Origin of the sequence: Methylovorus mays, from assembly GCF_020531915.1 — a bacterium.
Taxonomy (GTDB): Bacteria; Pseudomonadota; Gammaproteobacteria; order Burkholderiales; family Methylophilaceae; genus Methylovorus; species Methylovorus mays.
On the sequence record NZ_JAJAVG010000004.1, the window covers coordinates 77740 to 95378 of the forward strand.

General features: G+C 53.6%; 17 protein-coding genes. 14 read left to right on the forward strand and 3 right to left on the reverse strand.

Annotated features, from left to right (window positions below):
* The first annotated feature begins 373 nt into the window (after positions 1-373).
* The 7 genes from LG203_RS02635 (at position 374) to LG203_RS02665 (ending at position 7176) form a co-directional block, all read left to right on the forward strand.
* Positions 374-1711: a PQQ-dependent sugar dehydrogenase gene (locus LG203_RS02635; RefSeq protein WP_230344373.1), complete on the forward strand. Its 1338-nt coding sequence runs from the start codon at positions 374-376 to the stop codon at positions 1709-1711.
* Between the two features lie 47 nt (positions 1712-1758).
* The gene (locus LG203_RS02640; protein ID WP_230344374.1) at positions 1759-1902 is read left to right on the forward strand and encodes a DUF3096 domain-containing protein; all 144 of its coding nucleotides are present in this window, start codon (positions 1759-1761) and stop codon (positions 1900-1902) included.
* Positions 1903-2157: 255 nt separating this feature from the next.
* Positions 2158-2574 carry a hypothetical protein gene (locus LG203_RS02645; RefSeq protein ID WP_230344375.1) on the forward strand — a complete coding sequence of 139 codons (417 nt, stop codon included), beginning with the start codon at positions 2158-2160 and terminating at the stop codon, positions 2572-2574.
* 584 nt (positions 2575-3158) lie between these two features.
* On the forward strand, positions 3159-3872 hold the full coding sequence (locus LG203_RS02650) for a biliverdin-producing heme oxygenase (protein ID WP_230344376.1): 714 nt from the start codon (positions 3159-3161) through the stop codon (positions 3870-3872).
* Positions 3862-6057, forward strand: coding sequence for an ATP-binding protein (locus tag LG203_RS02655; RefSeq protein WP_230344377.1), 2196 nt, complete (start codon positions 3862-3864; stop codon positions 6055-6057). Before LG203_RS02650 ends, LG203_RS02655 begins: the two co-directional genes overlap by 11 nt.
* A gap of 50 nt (positions 6058-6107) precedes the next feature.
* The gene (locus LG203_RS02660; RefSeq protein WP_230344378.1) at positions 6108-6470 is read left to right on the forward strand and encodes a response regulator; all 363 of its coding nucleotides are present in this window, start codon (positions 6108-6110) and stop codon (positions 6468-6470) included.
* A gap of 28 nt (positions 6471-6498) precedes the next feature.
* Positions 6499-7176, forward strand: a complete 678-nt coding sequence (locus LG203_RS02665) for a hypothetical protein (RefSeq protein WP_230344379.1) — start codon at positions 6499-6501, stop codon at positions 7174-7176.
* A gap of 51 nt (positions 7177-7227) precedes the next feature.
* Here the strand turns inward: LG203_RS02665 and LG203_RS02670 are convergent, their stop codons facing one another.
* The 3 genes from LG203_RS02670 to LG203_RS02680 form a co-directional block, all read right to left on the reverse strand.
* On the reverse strand, positions 7228-7947 hold the full coding sequence (locus tag LG203_RS02670) for a Crp/Fnr family transcriptional regulator (RefSeq protein ID WP_230344380.1): 720 nt from the start codon (positions 7945-7947) through the stop codon (positions 7228-7230).
* 90 nt (positions 7948-8037) lie between these two features.
* Entirely contained in the window at positions 8038-9606 is a 1569-nt protein-coding gene (locus tag LG203_RS02675) for a peptide chain release factor 3 (RefSeq protein ID WP_230344381.1), read from the reverse strand.
* Positions 9607-9658: 52 nt separating this feature from the next.
* Positions 9659-10354 carry an MBL fold metallo-hydrolase gene (locus LG203_RS02680; protein ID WP_230344382.1) on the reverse strand — a complete coding sequence of 232 codons (696 nt, stop codon included), beginning with the start codon at positions 10352-10354 and terminating at the stop codon, positions 9659-9661.
* A gap of 104 nt (positions 10355-10458) precedes the next feature.
* On the opposite strand from LG203_RS02680, the gene LG203_RS02685 reads away from it, so the two are divergent.
* The 7 genes from LG203_RS02685 to LG203_RS02715 all read left to right on the forward strand — a co-directional run bounded on the left by LG203_RS02685 (position 10459) and on the right by LG203_RS02715 (position 17506).
* Entirely contained in the window at positions 10459-10773 is a 315-nt protein-coding gene (locus tag LG203_RS02685; RefSeq protein ID WP_230344383.1) for an ArsR/SmtB family transcription factor, read from the forward strand.
* Positions 10774-10822: 49 nt separating this feature from the next.
* Positions 10823-11278 (forward strand): TIGR01244 family sulfur transferase, encoded by a 456-nt coding sequence (locus tag LG203_RS02690; protein ID WP_230344384.1) that lies wholly within the window; start codon positions 10823-10825, stop codon positions 11276-11278.
* 9 nt (positions 11279-11287) lie between these two features.
* Positions 11288-12079 carry a sulfite exporter TauE/SafE family protein gene (locus LG203_RS02695; RefSeq protein ID WP_230344385.1) on the forward strand — a complete coding sequence of 264 codons (792 nt, stop codon included), beginning with the start codon at positions 11288-11290 and terminating at the stop codon, positions 12077-12079.
* A 118-nt stretch (positions 12080-12197) separates the two neighbouring features.
* A complete protein-coding gene (locus tag LG203_RS02700; protein ID WP_230344386.1) occupies positions 12198-12704 on the forward strand; it encodes a sigma-70 family RNA polymerase sigma factor in 507 nt (168 codons plus the stop codon).
* The gene (locus LG203_RS02705; RefSeq protein WP_230344387.1) at positions 12704-13702 is read left to right on the forward strand and encodes a FecR domain-containing protein; all 999 of its coding nucleotides are present in this window, start codon (positions 12704-12706) and stop codon (positions 13700-13702) included. The genes LG203_RS02700 and LG203_RS02705 overlap by 1 nt, the downstream gene beginning before the upstream one ends.
* A gap of 112 nt (positions 13703-13814) precedes the next feature.
* Positions 13815-16295: a TonB-dependent siderophore receptor gene (locus tag LG203_RS02710; RefSeq protein WP_230344388.1), complete on the forward strand. Its 2481-nt coding sequence runs from the start codon at positions 13815-13817 to the stop codon at positions 16293-16295.
* Complete coding sequence (locus LG203_RS02715) at positions 16295-17506, forward strand: PepSY-associated TM helix domain-containing protein (protein ID WP_230344389.1); 1212 nt, start codon at positions 16295-16297, stop codon at positions 17504-17506. The genes LG203_RS02710 and LG203_RS02715 overlap by 1 nt, the downstream gene beginning before the upstream one ends.
* Positions 17507-17639 lie beyond the last annotated feature (133 nt).

The window sequence follows — 17639 nt, forward strand, 5'->3', positions numbered from 1 at the left end:
GTGAATCGCCTTCCCTCTTCAGAGTACCCAGCTTTGTATAGTGATATATCGGCAAGTTTGTTCTTGTCTGAATGCTGGTGATTTTTATATGAGCACTTGCATGGTGTACGAGGAGCCATCGTTCCTGGCTATATCCTGCCGTGCGCACTTTCTTATTGCATGCAATATAGCGCTATATTCAGGAGAGAGGAATAGCATACTCAGCGGTATAGCTTGGCACGGTTTTCTATGCATAACTATTGAGCGTTGAGCTTCAGCCGCATGTCGTGTAGGCGAATTCCTACATGGGTCTGATAGCCTCGCTGACAGGCTCTAACTCCATACGCGCATATACTGATTGCCAGGTTTTATTTCGTAGCGTGAAGGATAATGAATGTCTGCATTGAAGATGTTACCGATTAGTCTGATGACCGTACTACTCGCAGGATGTGGCGATACTGCCAATCTTCCTGTCACCGATGGCATGGGTGCAAAGCCCGTGTTGCCTGCTCCCAAATCCACCTTGCTGCCAACGGTCAATGTGGCCAAAGCGGTTGGCTGGGATGGCAGTGCCAAACCCGTCGCAGCAGATGGACTGGAAGTCCGACGATTTGCCAGTGGCCTGGATCATCCGCGCTGGTTGTATACCTTGCCCAATGGCGATCTTTTGGTGGCCGAAAGCAACGCACCACAAAAGGAGGACCAGAAATTCAGTCTGCGAGGCTGGATCGCGGGCTGGTTCATGCAGCGCGCCGGCGCGGGCGTCAAGAGTCCGGACCGTATTACCTTGTTGCGTGATACGGATGGCGATGGCGTAGCCGATTACCGCAAGGTGTTTATCGATGGCTTGCATTCCCCATTTGGCATGGCACTGGTTGGTAATGTTTTTTATGTGGCCAATGCTAATGCATTGGTCAAGTTTCCTTATACGCCAGGAGCGGATCATATAGACGCTGCAGGTGAAAAGGTGGTGGATCTGCCTGCCGGAATCAATCATCACTGGACCAAGAATGTGATTGCCAGCGCTGATGGCAGCAAGTTATATGTGACAGTGGGCTCGAACAGCAATGTCGCCGAAAATGGCATGGATATCGAAAAAGACCGCGCGGCCATTCTCGAAGTCAATCCCGAGAATGGTCAATATCGCCTGTTTGCTTCCGGTTTGCGCAACCCGAACGGAATGGCCTGGGAGCCAAAAACCGGCGCATTGTGGACAGTGGTGAACGAGCGCGATGAAATCGGCAGCGATCTGGTGCCGGATTACCTGACCTCCGTCAAGGAAAACGCTTTTTATGGCTGGCCATACAGCTACTATGGTCAACATGTGGATACCCGTGTCCAGCCGCAGGACGCTGAGAAAGTCAGCAAAGCCATTGCCCCAGATTATGCATTGGGCCCACATACGGCATCGCTGGGTCTGCTAGCGGCCAAGGGTAATACCTTGCCAGCTGCTTATACAGAAGGCATGTTCATCGGCCAGCATGGCTCATGGAATCGCAATCCAAAAAGCGGTTACAAAGTGATCTTTGTGCCCTTTGCTGATGGCAAACCTGCTGGACCTGCGCAAGATGTGCTGACGGGGTTCCTGAATACCAACGAAGAGGCACAAGGGCGTCCAGTGGGGCTAACGCTGGATCAGCATGGCGCACTGCTGGTAGCGGATGATGTCGGCAATACTATCTGGCGCGTGACCCCCAAGTTCGTTACGGCATCTCAGGATGCTCAGCCTTGATCCGTCTTTCTTAACTGTCCAATCCTCAACACAAACAGGAGCATGCGATGAATCTTCACCTTACCCTTGGCCCGATTGTTTCGCTGATAGCAGGCATTCTGATTCTCGTCATGCCACGCCTGCTTAACTATATTGTCGCCTTGTATCTGATCATTATCGGGTTGATCGGTTTGTTGGGAACGCCATTTTAACAAAGCAATCTCCTAGAAAACCAGTGCATCCATTTGATGCGCTGGTTTTTTTATTGGCGCGTACATTTAATGCGGCATGGAAGCATGAACATGACGGAATGCTGACACAAGTGACGATGTATCATGTCTTCATAATAATATTGTTTGTAAAAAACCGTTTAAAAACAAATGGTTGTTATGAATTTTTGCATGCCTGCATGCCGGTATGAATCCTGCAGTGTTATAGCAGTTAACTCCTGAGTGATCTGATACCCCATGAAAGAAATTTTGTTGGCTTACTGTTATATCGTTGAAGCCAAAAATGTAGATTTGACCCATATCGGCAACGAAATACGCACATACAGACGTTTTTTTATTGAACAACAGATACGTGGCACCATGATTTATGACGGTGAGTATTTCATTCACTTGCTGGTTGGCAGCCCTTTAAGCATCGTTAAAGCGGAACATACGATGGATGCTTTGCAGAAGGGGATTCATAAAGAAATTCTGTATTACGGCAAGCTTGGTGAGGCGGGGGATGTTTTACATCCGCTTTGGCAGGTGGGCTATATCCTCAATGATCAAGCAGAAGCTCCTGGCTATCTTGAAAGCTTGCGTGACAGCAAGGGAAATATTGATGCCATCATGACCTGCTTTCAGCAGTTGCAAGCCATCAGCGATACTGTTTGACTCTCGCGCATCCGTCACACCTCAGGTTCATCCCATTGCATTATTCAAGTCAGCGGGGGCATGTCCCAGCCTTCACCATGGTCATCAAACGGCACTGTGATATGCGGCTGGCATATTCTGGCTTTGCTGTGACTATGGACACAGCAATAAATGAGGGCGACGTTAATATGGAGTCTCTTCCCTGTTGTTGGATACCCCCCCAACAATATTTCGGGCCTGCACCTGCAGGCCCATTTTTTTGTCCTGCGTTTATGGCGACTTCATTATGAATCTGGTTGCCTCCGGCCAGGGTATCAGCTCGGGAAGAGGGCCGTCTAAAAAAGGGCTATCAGTCAAATCATGGTCATGCGCTGAATTCTTGTTCTCTTATCCCCTACGTACAATGGCTCACCCATAAAACTGTACTTCATGAGTGATGCATGTCTGCTAATTCCCAAGAGGAGGAGGGCTCTATTTTTCAGGGATGCAGTGGCAGGGTAGTTTGGTGAAACCGGGAGTGAGGTTATTGATTGCCAGTTGGTATCGTTTTTCCTGAATCCCGCTTCTTTATTGAAATCCAGCCACCCCGTTAGTCCGAATGCACTATGTCAAATGACATATCGGACGATTCCTACTTTCCCTATAATTATCCAAAAAATAACAATTCAAAAACAGGAAAGGCTACATGCTTGACGGTCTCTGCCCGCAGTAAGAATGGAGTCTCTCAGCTGGTGCAACGTCTGCGTATTGCCACGCAGCCGTTGCACCGCGAGTTGGATGCTCGTCTTCGCATATCGGCCCCCCATGCTGAATATGCGGATGTGCTGGCTCATCTCGGCCTTTTTCATGCTTGGCTAGAGCAAATAATGCCAATGATTCATAGCATGCCTGATTCATTGCATGCGCAGGTAACAACACCTAATTTGCAGAGGCTTCAAGCGCTTTGCCATGACCTTGATCTTCCGGCTCCTGTCTATATGGATATTTCCTCGCATTCTGCTGTGACAGCGGTGGCAGATCGGTTGCGCACCAGTTATCGCTGGGGGATGCAATATGTGATTGAAGGCTCCATGCGGGGGGCGATCTCACTGTTGCCTCGGATAGAGCAACTCAGTGAGGCACGGCAGATACCACATTTTTTCCGGCTCGCGGCCACACATGGACATGCCCCATGGCAAATATTCACCAGCGTTCTGGAGCACGAATGCCTTGATGAGGAGGTACAAATAGCCGCCGAACAAGGCGCGCGCGATGCCTTTGCACTGTGTTTGAAGACCTATCACCTGCCTCCTGCACCCCGGGCAAGCCATGCATATTAGCGTTAATTTGCAGAACTGCGATCAGGAGCCCATTCATCTGGCAGGCGCCATTCAATCGTATGGCGCTTTGCTCGCCTTTGATCTTGATGGGGTGTTGCAATATTGCAGTCAGAATGCGGCGGACTTCTTTGGCCATGTGCCCAAGCCGGGGGAACCATTACAGGCGCATCACCTGGGCAAGCTGAGTGGCGCTGCTAATCTGATATCAGAATATCTGGTGCTTCCCCAAAACAGTCGGGTTTGTCACGTTGACACACCAGATGGCATGTTTGAACTGATGCTGCATAGAGCTGCTGGCGATATGGTGGTCGTGGAAGTCGAGCCTGTTGTTTCCAGCTCAGATAAACATACTTTCTTCTCTACACATTTTCAGCAGTTATTGAATGATCTGCGTGACCAGACCGATATTGCCCCCCTTTTGCAGCTGGTCACCGACCACTACCGGGAGTTGACGGGGTTTGACCGGGTCATGGCCTATCGCTTCCGTCAGGATGGCAGTGGCGAAGTCGTCGCCGAGTCCCGTCATGCGAGCCTGGAGGATTGGCGTGGTCGACGCTATCCTGCGGCTGATATACCACAGCAGGCCAGGCGTCTTTATTTGCTGAATACCCTACGGCTGATTGCCGACGTGGAACTGCCGTCAGTCCCCTTGCTGCAAAGGCCTGGCATGCCGCCGCTGGACATGAGTTTTTGCCAGTTGCGTAACGTCTCACCTATACATATTGAATATTTGCAGAACATGGGGGTTGCCGCCTCCATGAGCATTTCGATTGTGATTGATGGGCAGCTGTGGGGCATGATTGCCTGCCATCATATGCAGCCACATCGCATCGGCCGTGAAGTGCGTATGAGTTGCCATATGCTGGGCACCATCCTCTCTTCAGAAATACAGCGCCTACAAGCCATTGAAGCGCATACCCGCCGGGAACAGGCTGCCGAAATGCGTATGACCCTGTTGCCCGCTCTCATGGCCGCGGAAGATTTTGGTAGCCAACTGCGTAGTGCGATCGGGGACATCGCAAGATTGATCCCCTCGGATGCAGCCGTGATCAGTTACGATGGCAAAAGTGCCGTCACTGGTGAGGTTCCCGATGCATTCATACGGGCATGGCTATTCTGGCTGAACCAGTCGCTGCCCGATGTGTATGCCATCCACAAAGTAGAGGATGCCCCCGCCAACCTGCGTTCGATCATGGGCGATATCTGCGGTGTCATGGCAATCTCGATTGATAAGGTGCACAAGAGCTGGCTGCTGTTTATCCGGCGCGAACTCATCCATACCATACGCTGGGGCGGCAAGCCGGAGAAGCAATACAAGATAGGCCCCCTGGGGCCAAGGTTGACGCCGCGCGGCTCGTTTGCAGAATGGAAAGAGACCGTCCAAGGGCAGTCTGAAGCCTGGAGTCCGCTGGATGTGGCCATGGCCCAGGAATTGCGTATGGATTTATTGAAAACCTGCAATGCGCATAATGCCCGTAACGAGCGTCACCGTATCCAGCTCATGGCCATGCTGGGCCACGATCTGCGGGATCCGCTGAACTCCATCACCATGGCGGCGCAAATGCTGGAAATGCAGGATGGGGCGAGTTCGAACAAGCTGGGCGAGCGTATCAAGAATTCCAGCATGCGCATGAAACGGTTGGTGCACCAGGTGCTGGACATGAGCCGTTTACAGGCAGGCCTTGGTTTGCCGCTGGATATACAGCCTACCGATATATCCTTGTTGGTGCGTGACATGCTGGCTGAGCATGTCACGGCATATCCGGATATTCAGGTAGAGGCCGATATCCCGGACAACATAGAAGCGCAGGTGGATGCCGACCGTATTGCACAGGTGCTATCCAACTTGCTCAGTAATGCCCGTCACCATGGCATGGCAGGTCTGCCGGTGAAGGTATTGCTGAGCCGACACCCCGAGAACATCCGTTTTTGCGTTAAAAATGCCGGGCCGGAAATTCCACCGGAAACAGTGAATGTTCTGTTTGATCCCTTTAAGCGCAGGCAGGAGCTGAATGCACTGAACAAGACTGGTTTGGGTTTGGGCTTGTATATTGCACATCAGATTGTGGCTGCGCACCAAGGCGATATTCGCTACGAACATACGGATGATGGCTATGTGAGTTTCATCGTGCATTTGCCGCATACCATCCTCGGATCTGCCTTGCAGCAGAAAATTACACGTTAATTTGTGTTAAACATTAAAATAATCATGCTGTTAGAATAGAAGTTGGGGAAATGGGAAAACACATTCTGATCGTGGAGGATTATCTGGAAGCGGGCGCCACCTTTAAAGAGCTGCTTGAGTTGCTGGGGCACGACGTCAAGTGGGTGCTGAACGGCCAGTCCGCCATACAACAATTGGAAGAAAAAGCATTTGATCTGGTATTCATGGATCTGAATTTGCCGGATATGCATGGTGTTGTTTTGTTAAAGCAAGTGCAGGATAAAGGACTGGGGCCGAACACGCAGTTTATTGCCGTTAGCGGGCACTCAGCCAAGGATGTGGCAGCTGTCGAGGCGATCAAGGTGTTTGATCATTACCTGGAAAAACCGATTGACCTTGCCATGCTGAACCGCATCCTGAGCAGAACCGCTTAAGGCGGACTTTAAGACGAAGGGAAGAATAGTGACGACAGAACAAAAATTAGCATCGTCAAATACCCACTGGCAGTTGGCTGGCATACGGCATCATGTATTCCTGAAGGTATTTTCGGTGCTGCGCCATAATCTGCTGGGGCCGATTTCGGTCACGCGCATGAATCACTCCATCATGCGGCGCAATCTGGAAAAGGATGTATTGGATAAAGGCAAGACACTGGAGCGTTTGAACAAGATTGACCTGCAGCTGGAAGAAGCTGTATTTGGTATTCGCGCCCTGAATGTCTGGGATGACACGAGTGATAACGAGGCATTGCCGGAAGACATTGTGGCTATGGGCCTCAAGCTCATGTCGGGATTTCTGACCCTGCGCAATATATCGGTAGAGCGGCTACCGGAGGACTCTGGCGTGGATTACGCCCTCGTTCGCGAATCCCCCTTTTTGTATGCCTGGCTGGGCCTGCTGTGTCACATTGAAGACCATGCCCAGCAGCCTATAGACCTGCATATCCACTTTCAGGATCCTAAGCGCCTGGAGATCGTCATCACGCAGCCGCTTTACGATGTCAACGCTCAGCGCGCTGCGGATACTTCGGCTGCTATCATTGATCGTGCTGCCCTGCAATTGCTGGCGGAAGAGGCGGGTATTCAGTTCGACATCAGTCCGCAAAGCATCGTGATGTCCTGGCTGACTCAAAAACCCTAGCCTCAAAAACGAAATTTATCTGGCGCTGGCAGGGGCCCCATATCTATTTCGTCAGCAGATCAGCGGTCTGGGCGTGATCGGCGATTCGAAATAATCTGCTACAGTCGCCAGCGCTTTTTCATTCAGGATGGTAAGTTTGCCTTCCTGGATTTTATGTAATCCAAGTTTTTCCAATTTTTTCAATGACTTGTTTGTATGTGCCAGTGAAAGGCCCAGGGCATCGGCCACGTCCTGCTGGTTCAGTGGAAATGGAATGACCTTGCCCGCTTCGGGGTAGAGCGCCCGGTAACGCTTGAACACATGCAGAATCAGCATGGCAATTTTTTCCACGGCCGAACGCGCACCGACATTCAGCAGATTGTCATCCACAATCTGTTCTTCATGCGCACAGATCCAGGTGATGTCATAGGCGAGCGACGGGAACGACTGATAGAGCAGCCAGAGCTTATTTTTATCGAGCTCGCACAGCTCAACGTCCGTGATGGTTTCCACACTGCTGGTGCTTTCATCCAGCAGGTTTTGCTGCAGGCCAATCAGATCGCCCGGAAACATGATGTTGAGTATCTGGCGGCGGCCATTCTTGAGGGTTTTGTGCCGAATGGCCCAGCCCTCAAGCAAGGTGTAGAGCTGGGCGCTAGATGCCCGCTCGTTGACGATGGTTTTACCCGCCGGGAACTTGACGTTCCGCAAGCGGATGCTATTCATGAACTCCAACTCTTGCGCGGTGTTGGGTTTGAAAATATCCAGTTCGCGCAATCTGTCTGCACACATGGCATTACCCCCTGATGATCTCTCGTATTATTAGTCGAGAGTTGAACGATGATCCTGCTTAAACGTTAATGCTCAGCTAGCGTTCTGACATCAGAAAATTTCGCGGGTTTCCAGAAATTGAATGTCCGGATAGCGCTCTTGTGCCATCTGCAGGTTGACGCGGTTAGGCGCCAGATAAACATACTCGTCCGCCCCATCCAGCGCCACGTTAAATCCATATTTATCTGCAATCGCCTTGAGGTCAGCATCCGATCCGCGCAGCCAGCGTGCAGTTGAGCAGTCGTAACTTTCAAACACCACATCCACGCCGTATTCATGCTCAAGGCGGTGGGCGACCACATCAAACTGCAAGGTACCGACGGCGCCCAGAATCAGATCGTTGCTCATCAGCGGACGGAACAATTGCGAAGCGCCTTCTTCCGCCAGTTGCTGCAGGCCTTTTTGCAATTGCTTCATCTTGAGCGGGTTTTTCAGCCGGGCACGACGGAAAAACTCTGGGGCAAAGGAAGGGATGCCAGTGAACTTGAGGTCTTCGCCCTCGGTGAAGGTATCGCCCAGCTTGACCGTGCCGTGATTGGGAATGCCGATAATATCGCCGGCCCAGGCTTCATCCGTGGTGTTGCGGTCCTGCGCCATGAAGGTAATGGCGTTATTCACCGCCAGCATCTTGCCGCTGGCAACCTGCTTGATTTTCATGCCGCGCTCAAAGCGGCCGGAACATACCCGCAGGAACGCAATACGGTCGCGATGCTTGGGGTCCATATTGGCTTGTATCTTGAACACAAAGCCGGAGAACTTGGGGTCGCCAGGCGCCACTTCACGGCTGGCGGTATTACGGGGCAGGGGCGAGGGGGACAGCTCAACCACCGCATCCAGCAGCGATTGCACACCGAAGTTGTTAATGGCCGAGCCAAAAAACACCGGGGTTTGCTTGCCGGACAAATAGGCCTCTTTGTTAAAGGTGCTGGAGGCGCCACGCACCAGCTCGACGTCCACGCGCAGCTCTGCGGCCTGTGTGCCAATCAGCTCGTCCAGACGCGGGTTGTCCAGGCCCTGGATGGTTTCCGAGGTGCCTTTTTCGGCGTGCGGATCAAAAAAGGAAATGCTGTCGTTGTACAGGTGATATACCCCGCGGAAGCTCTTGCCCATGCCGATAGGCCAGGTCATGGGCGCGCATTGCATGCCCAGCGTGGACTCGATCTCGTCCAATAGCTCAATCGGCGCGCGGCTTTCACGGTCCAGCTTGTTGATGAAGGTGAGGATGGGCGTATCGCGCATGCGGCATACATTCAGCAGCTTGATGGTCTGCGCTTCCACACCGTTTACCGAGTCGATCACCATGACGGCCGAATCGACGGCGGTGAGCGTGCGATAGGTATCTTCCGAAAAGTCATCGTGGCCAGGGGTATCCAGCAGATTGATCATGTGTTCACGATAGGGAAACTGCATGACCGAGGATGTCACCGAAATGCCACGTTGCTTTTCCAGTTCCATCCAGTCGGAAGTGGCATGGCGTGCCGCCTTGCGCCCACGTACTTCACCGGCGACCTGAATGGCGCCCCCGAACCACAGCAGTTTTTCTGTGAGGGTGGTTTTACCCGCATCCGGGTGGGAAATAATGGCAAAGGTACGGCGGCGTTGAATCTCGGACTGGCTCATGACAAGGGCAAAAGGCGTGAAGAAAGATCGCCATTATACCCTGTCTTGCTGCTCAGCCTTGCGGTGCTACTTCTTCATCGACCCCGCAGCGACGGTTGGCTGGCACTGCGATATCGATCAGGCGCGGTTTGGGAAGATCCAGCGATGTCATGATCTGGATGAACGCATCACGAGATTTGCCTGCCAGCCGCGGATTGATGGTTTTCTCCTGCCCGATGCAACTGACGCGGCGCCCTTGGTAATCATGTCCGGGATAGACCAGCGTTTCGTCCGGCAAGCTGAAAAGGCGCTGGGTAATGCTGTCATATTGGGTACCGGCATCGCCGCCCTGAAAGTCGGTGCGTCCGCAGCCGTTGATGAGCAGTGCATCCCCGGTAAACAGACGGTCGCGCCACAGAAAAGACAGGCTTCCCGGTGTATGTCCTGGTGTGGCAATTACCTGAATCCGTTCCCCCCCGAGTTCTACGGTGTCACCGTCCGCCAGTTGCCTGTCCGCCGCACTGGCACCACATAAGGCAGCCACAGCGCTGCGCGAGCCTATGCGCTGTCGCAGTTCACCTCCCGCCGTGATGTGATCCGCATGCACATGGGTTTCCAGTGTCCATGCCAGATGCAGCTGATGTTCTTTCAGCAGGGCGAGATAGACATCAACTTCGGTGATGACGGGATCAATCAGCAAAGCTTCATTGCCATCTGTGATCAGGTAGGTATAGGTGGAAGAGCTTGGCTCAAACAGCTGACGAAACATGGCGAGTCTCCTGATGGAAGTTGGTTAAAAATATATTAACATATAATATATAAAAATATATAATGATTGAATCAAGTTAACCATCCGTATGAAAGACGCCTTCTATGTCTGTCACAATTGACCTTGCAACCATGCATCAATCCGCCGAGGCTGCGAGCCGCTTGATGCGAGTGCTTGCGAATGCAGATCGTCTGATGCTGCTTTGTCAGCTTACCCAACATGAGTTGTGCGTGAGTGAACTGGAAGAGATGCTGGATATCCGTCAGCCGACCCTCTCGCAACAGCTTACCGTGTTGCGGGAAGAGGGCTTGGTGACTACCAGACGCGAGGGCAAGAAAATTTACTACCAGATTGCGCCTGGTCCGGCACTGGCGGTGATGCAGGTGTTGTATCAACAGTTTTGCGGGGCTGAAGCCTAAAGGTGCCGCCTTTACGAGCCCGGCGTATTACTCATTTGAGGAGACAAGCATGGCAATTAATCCAGTAAAGATAGACGATGCTTTTAGTCACTGTACCCAGGTTGCGGTGGAAGATATTCCTGCCATAGTGGCGGCCGGGTATAAAACCCTGATAAATAACCGACCCGATGCAGAAGATGGCGCAGGACAACCAACAACGCCAGCACTGCGGGCTGCAGCCGAAGCTGCTGGATTATATTTTGTTGCCTTGCCCGTGATTCCTAACCAGATCAGTGCCGAGCAGGTGGCGGAGTACAAGCGCCTGATTGCCAACGCTCCTCGTCCCATGCTGGGCTTTTGCCGGAGTGGCAATCGCGCCAGCACCTTGTATCAGCGCGCTCAGGCGCTTTACCAGGAGGGGAGTGCGCCGACGCAAGAGGCTGGCAGCTGTGTGAGCGGCATGTGTCAATGGTTCAAGAGTAAATGCCTGATCCGCCGATTGTGGCGGGCGTTGAAAAGCCGTTAGGCCGGTGGCATGGAGTTCTGGGCTATTGCCCTAACCGGGACGGTCGTTGGTCTGCTGCTTGCGTTGACTGGCGCAGGGGGCAGTATGCTGGCCGGCCCCCTGCTGATTCTATTGTTCGGGCTGGATGTGCGTCATGCTGCCCCGGTCGCTTTGCTGGCAGTTGCCTTGGCGAGTGGTACAGGGAGCATGCTTGGCTTGCGACAAGGGCAGGTGAGATATCGTGCCGCCATGCTGATTGCGATGTCTGGCATCATGGTCATGCCCTTGGGCTTATGGCTGGCGCAGGTTACTCCTGATCGGATATTGCTGGTGGTTTCGTCAGGGCTGTTGTCATGGGTGGGCTGGCGCAAATGGTTTGTTGGTCCTGAGCGTGCGTTACAGAATTCCCAGCCTTGCCTGGTGCATCCTGCAGGGGGCAGGTTTATGTGGAATGCACCGTGTGTTTATAGTCTTGCCGGTTCTGGTGGCCTGGCCGGCTTTCTGTCAGGCTTGCTCGGCCTGGGGGGAGGTTTTGTGGTGTTGCCAGCGTTGCAGTACTTTTCAAACTTAAGCTATCCCGCCATCATCGCCACCACGCTATCGGCCCTAGCTCTTATTTCGCTGACTACCCTGGCATTCTCCGCGGGCAGTGGCTTGCTTGATCTGCATGTTGCATTGCCTTTTGCGCTGGGTGCCATTGCGGGCATGCTGGTGGGCGTGCGTATGCTGCCCACCATGCCCAAGTTGCTGATGCAAAGACTCTTTTCATTACTTGCTGCACTTGCGGCAATAAGCTTGCTATGGCGTGCCTGTGCCGCTTGATTTGATTGCATGGCAAGCTTTTAAACAAAGCCAGTGATCTCCAGCGGCAAGCCGATTTTTGACTTTGTCAGGCTTAGGCCATATTATGATAATAATTCTCATTTGATACTTTATTGTCATGTCGTCAGGCTTGGTCTCTGAAACCATTCACGCGTTGTACAGCGATCATCATGGCTGGCTTTCCGGCTGGTTGCGCCGGAAGCTGGGCTGTACACACCAGGCAGCGGATCTTGCGCAGGATGTCTTTGTACGCATCATGTCGTCGCCTTCACAACCCATCATGCGTGAACCGCGCGCCTATTTGACACGTGTGGCACATGGTCTGGTGGTTAATCACTGGCGTCGTCGCGAGGTCGAGCAGGCCTATCTGGATGCCTTGCAGAATTTGCCGCCATCCATGGTACCTTCGGTGGAGCAGCGTCTGCTGGTGCTGGAAACCTTGTTTGAGATTGAGCGCATGCTGTCCGGTCTGCCCATCAAGGTCAGGCAGGCGTTCCTGTTGTCGCAGATGGATGGCATGAAGTATGCCGATATTGCCATTGAGCTCAATGTTTCTGAGCGCATGGTGAAAAAATACATGGCACAAGCCATGTTGGCTTGCCTCACGCTGGGCAGGGCCATTTGATGGAAACACTGGCAGACAACCACCACATAGCCGACCATCCCTCGTATGCCACGTTGCAGCAAGCCGCAGAATGGTTCGCCATGCTGCATGCAGGCGAGTTTGATGCACAGGAGCATGCGGCCTGGCAGGCGTGGTTGGAACAGGACAATGCGCATCGTCTGGCCTGGCAGCAGGTAGAAAATGTCATGCGCAAATTTCAATACATGGAAGATGATGCCGCGCGCCAGACCTTGCGTTCCATGGGGCAGGGTCGCCGTCGCGTCATCAAATCCATCTTGGCTCTCAGCCTGTTAAGTGCGGGCGGCTGGGGCATCACACGGCAACCCGCGGTGCAACAATGGTCCGGAATTATGATGGCACAACATACCACCCGCATCGGCGAACGTCGCCGCATGCAATTGGCGGACGGCAGCCTTTTATGGCTCAACACCGCGAGTGCGGTCAATATTGAATACAGCACCAGCCAGCGTCATATTCAACTGGTGGCTGGTGAGGTCTGGGTGCAGACCGCTTTCGACACCATGCAGCCTGGCCGCCCCTTCCTTGTTTCTACCCGGCATGGTCAGCTGCAGGCACTGGGCACCCGGTTCAATGTGCTCGACGACGGCCAGCGCTCCCATGTTGCCGTTTTTGAAGGCGCTGTCGCCATACGCTTGCCGCAGGCCAGCCAGCCAGGCCTGATCGTGCAAGCCGGCGAGCAAAGCAGTTTTGACGGGATATCCATCCAGCCTGCCCGCGAAGCAGACCCTGCGATGGATTCATGGACGCATGGCATGCTTGTGGCCGATAACCTGCCACTCCCGGAGTTTGTCGCCAGACTGGAACGTTATCGTCGTGGTCACCTTGGTTACGACCCTGCTTTATCCCATCTGCGCATCGTCGGCGCATTCCCTTTACAAGACACCGACCGTGCACTTCACCTGCTCGAACAAACCTTGCCCGTACATGTGCATCGTCTTTTGCCTTGGTGGGTGACACTCGAGCCTCGTGCGTCATAGATGAGATTACGAATGCAAAACAGATAATTTGCAGAGATAGGTTCCCTTTTTCTGATTTCGATTGGCAATACAGATGAAGCATTGCCGAATACATTTTCTTAAAGGGGAATTCATGCAACATCATCATGCGCGTTTTTTCAAAAAACGTATCACCAATGCCGTTCAGCTGACATTGCTGGCGGTACCGTTAAGCTTTGCCATCCCGCAGATCATCACGGACAGTCACGCTGCTGAGCAGCAGGTTTCCGCTGCACGCCAGTACCAGATTCCTGCCGGATCGTTGAGCCGTGTGTTGAGCCAGTTTGCTGCCGAGGCCGGAATTGCGCTCTCGGTAGACGGTTCGCTCACCGAGGGGCGGCAAAGTGCGGGTCTGCAAGGTCGCTATACAGTAAACGCCGGCTTGGCCGCCTTGCTGGCGAATACCGGGCTGGAGGCCGCGACGCTTAGCGATGGCGGATATACGCTGCGCAAGGCGGAAGCACCAACCCAACCTTCATCCAACGCCGAGCAACTGCCGGAGGTGAATGTCAGTGCGGCGGCGGAGCAGGAAAGTCCCACGGGGCCAGCCAAAGGCTATGTCGCCAAGCGCAGCCTGACTGCAACCAAAACTGATACTGCAGTAATTGAGTCACCGCAATCGATAGCGATTGTCACGCGTGAGCAGATGGATATGCAGGGCGTGCAGTCGGTCAGCGAAGCCCTGCGTTATACCGCAGGGGTAATGTCTGAAGCGAATGGACCGGACCCACGCTCGGATTTCATCATGATTCGAGGCTTTGACTCCAATGGCCGCGATCAATACCGGGACGGCTTGCGTGCATACGCATTCAATAACCAGGGTGGCACCGTGATCGAGCCGTACGGACTCGAGCGCGTGGAAATTTTGCGTGGACCATCTTCCATTCTGTATGGGCAGGGCGGGCCAGGTGGTCTGGTTAACCTGGTGAGCAAACGCCCTACCGATAAGACGGTACGCGAAGTGCAGGCTCAGCTGGGCAGCTACGACCGCAAACAGCTCGCGGCTGATTTTGGTGGCTTGCTGACGGATGACGGTACCTGGAGCTATCGCCTGACCGGATTGGTGCGTGACAGTGACACGCAAATTGACCATGTGAAGGATGATCGTGTGTTTATTGCACCAGCCCTGACCTGGCGTCCCAGTGACTTCACAACACTGACCCTGCTGACCGATTACCAGAAGAACGAGCGTGGGCAGGGCTATCAGGCATGGCCACGTGTCGGTACTTTGTATAACAGTGCCTATGGCAAGATATCCACCAGTCGCTTTGTCGGTGAGCCAGGTATCGACAAGTTTGATCAGGAACGCTATTCCGCAGGCTATCTGTTCGAGCACATTTTCAACGATCATGTCCTGTTTCGCCAGAATCTGCGCTATCAGAACATGAAGACAGATGCGACGTCTGTGTACATGAGTGGCTTGAATGCGGACCAGCGCACGGTGGGCCGGTATGGTGGCTCCAGCAATGAAGATATTGATAATCTGACGCTCGATAACCATGTGCAATTGAAATGGGCGCATGACCAGTTTGAGCACGTGGCGCTGATCGGGCTGGATGGACAGAAAATGAAAGGGGATGTAAAGGGTGGGTTCGCCATCCTCTCTGATCTGGATCTGTACGCGCCGGTCTATGGCAATTCCTCGGCTAACTTTACACGTAATAATGATGTGACTCAGAAACTGCGGCAGACCGGGGTGTATTTGCAGGATCAGATAAAAATTGCGAAAAAATGGGTAGTGACTCTGGGAACCCGTCGCGACTGGGCAACCACTTCCAACAGGGATCATCTGGATGCATCCAGCTCCAGCGAGCAGGACGATAGCGCCACGACCTGGCGTGCGGGCCTCGTGTATCTCGCGGATAATGGATGGGCGCCTTATGCGAGTTATACCGAGTCATTCCTGCCGGTCATCGGCACGAGTTCTCCAGCACGTGGTAGCACTCCATTCAAGCCCGAAACCGGCAAGCAGTATGAAATTGGTCTGCGTTTCCAGCCTGCTGGCAAAAGCACGATGCTGACTTTTTCCTTGTTTGACCTAACCCGACAAAACCTGACCACGGCTGACTTGCAGGATGCTACTGGCACTTACAGCATACAGCGGGGCGAGGTACAGTCACGTGGGTTTGAAGCCGAGGCCAAGACCCAAATGGCGAACGGCCTGGATCTGGTGGCGAGTTATACCCACACGCTGATGGAAATCACCAAGAGCAACGATGGTGTCCAAGGAAACGCGCCTGGTAATGTGCCAAAGCATACCGCCACACTGTGGGCCAACTATCGCCTGCCGGAATCCATTCTTGCCGGAATGACGGTAGGCGGTGGGTTGCGCTATATCGGAAGTCGTTATGGTGAGGATGACAACAGCTACAAGCTGCCGTCGTACACTCTGGTCGATGCAGTATTGCGTTACGACCTTGCCAGCCTGGGCGATCAATGGAAAGGCTGGAAGTTTGCCCTCAATGCCAGCAATCTGTTCGACAAGGAATATGTGGCGACCTGCGGCTACTATGGCGATGGCTGCAAATGGGGCTACCGTCGCAATGTGATGGGCACGCTGACCTATAGCTGGTAATGCGCGCGTATCTTGTTATCTGGCATCGCTGGGTAGGCCTGGCGATGGCGGTTTTTCTGGTGGTGGCCGGGTTTACCGGGGCGATCATTGCGTTTGAGGAGGAGGTCGATGGCTGGCTGAATCCGCATTTGCTGCATCCGGCATGGCAGGCGGGGCGCGCGCCGCTGAATGCCTATGCACTGCGCGAGGCTGCCCAGCGGCAGGCGCCTGCTGGCATGCGGGTGGATGAGTTGCTGTTGCATGTGGAAGCTGGTGAATCCGCTGCGTTCCGGTTGACCCCAGGCCCGTCTGTGGATGGCAAAGCTGCACTATTGCTGGCAGATGAGATGTTCCTGCATCCGCAAACCGGCGCCATGCTGGGGATGCGTCTGCGCGGCGACAGCCTGTTTCAGCGCGAAACGCTGGTGGGCTTTCTCTATAAGTTGCATTACTCGCTGGCCTTGCCGGGCAATAGTGGTCGATTGATTTTTGGCATCATCGCCGTGCTGTGGACGCTGGATAGTGTTGTCGCGTTTTATCTCACCTTGCCGCGTCGGCAGCAAGCGGCCAAGGCATCCTATCTGAGTCGATGGAAACCGGCCTGGCTGATCAAGTGGCAGGCCGGTGCTACTCGCATCAACTTTGATCTGCACCGGGCGTTTGGCTTGTGGCTGTGCATGGTATTGCTGATGTTTGCCTGGTCCAGCGTCATGTTTAATCTGCGCGAGCAGGTGTATATGCCGGTGATGAAAACCATGTTTGATTTTGATCTTTCATGGCGCTCCATTCCGCCGCTGGCACAGCCTCTTGCCCATGCGCCCATGCCGTGGCCTCAGGCACACGCCATGGCGCGCCATGCCATGCAGCGCTTCAGCGCCGAGCGTGGGCTCAAGGTGGATTTTGAAGACCGCTTGCGGCTGGACAGGCAGCGCGGGCTGTATGCGTATTCTGTGCATAGCGATGCCGATCTGCGCAGCGATCGTGGTAATACCGCGATTCTGATTGACGCCGCGACGGGAGAGATCAAAGGCTGGTGGCTGCCTACGGGCGACAAGGCCGGAAATACCGTCAGCAACTGGCTGGGGGCGCTGCATATGGGGCAGGTGTTTGGGCTGCCTTACCGCATGTTTGTGAGTTTCTGCGGCCTGGCGCTGGTGCTGGTCTCTGTGACCGGGGTGCTGATCTGGTGGAAAAAGCGCCATGGCAAGCAATCGCGACGCGCTGCCAGATAGTATGCGCACCCAATAACATGAGAAAAAGCTGCATCCGTCATAGTCCACATTTGCGCCAATACATTAGCCAATAAAAAAGCCGCAGATAGCGGCGGCTTTTTTATGCATGATGCTTAGGTCAACCAGTGATGGC

Excerpts from the sequence above, each read along its gene's own strand:
- LG203_RS02640 (WP_230344374.1), top strand. The coding sequence starts at position 1,759 with ATGAATCTTCACCTTACCCTTGGCCCGATTGTTTCGCTGATAGCAGGC.
- LG203_RS02685 (WP_230344383.1), top strand. The coding sequence starts at position 10,459 with ATGTCTGTCACAATTGACCTTGCAACCATGCATCAATCCGCCGAGGCT.
- LG203_RS02705 (WP_230344387.1), top strand. The coding sequence starts at position 12,704 with ATGGAAACACTGGCAGACAACCACCACATAGCCGACCATCCCTCGTAT.
- LG203_RS02650 (WP_230344376.1), top strand. The coding sequence starts at position 3,159 with ATGTCAAATGACATATCGGACGATTCCTACTTTCCCTATAATTATCCA.
- LG203_RS02670 (WP_230344380.1), bottom strand. The coding sequence starts at position 7,947 with ATGTGTGCAGACAGATTGCGCGAACTGGATATTTTCAAACCCAACACC.
- LG203_RS02710 (WP_230344388.1), top strand. The coding sequence starts at position 13,815 with ATGCAACATCATCATGCGCGTTTTTTCAAAAAACGTATCACCAATGCC.
- LG203_RS02680 (WP_230344382.1), bottom strand. The coding sequence starts at position 10,354 with ATGTTTCGTCAGCTGTTTGAGCCAAGCTCTTCCACCTATACCTACCTG.
- LG203_RS02635 (WP_230344373.1), top strand. The coding sequence starts at position 374 with ATGTCTGCATTGAAGATGTTACCGATTAGTCTGATGACCGTACTACTC.
- LG203_RS02660 (WP_230344378.1), top strand. The coding sequence starts at position 6,108 with ATGGGAAAACACATTCTGATCGTGGAGGATTATCTGGAAGCGGGCGCC.
- LG203_RS02715 (WP_230344389.1), top strand. The coding sequence starts at position 16,295 with ATGCGCGCGTATCTTGTTATCTGGCATCGCTGGGTAGGCCTGGCGATG.
- LG203_RS02675 (WP_230344381.1), bottom strand. The coding sequence starts at position 9,606 with ATGAGCCAGTCCGAGATTCAACGCCGCCGTACCTTTGCCATTATTTCC.
- LG203_RS02645 (WP_230344375.1), top strand. The coding sequence starts at position 2,158 with ATGAAAGAAATTTTGTTGGCTTACTGTTATATCGTTGAAGCCAAAAAT.
- LG203_RS02700 (WP_230344386.1), top strand. The coding sequence starts at position 12,198 with ATGTCGTCAGGCTTGGTCTCTGAAACCATTCACGCGTTGTACAGCGAT.
- LG203_RS02655 (WP_230344377.1), top strand. The coding sequence starts at position 3,862 with ATGCATATTAGCGTTAATTTGCAGAACTGCGATCAGGAGCCCATTCAT.
- LG203_RS02695 (WP_230344385.1), top strand. The coding sequence starts at position 11,288 with ATGGAGTTCTGGGCTATTGCCCTAACCGGGACGGTCGTTGGTCTGCTG.
- LG203_RS02690 (WP_230344384.1), top strand. The coding sequence starts at position 10,823 with ATGGCAATTAATCCAGTAAAGATAGACGATGCTTTTAGTCACTGTACC.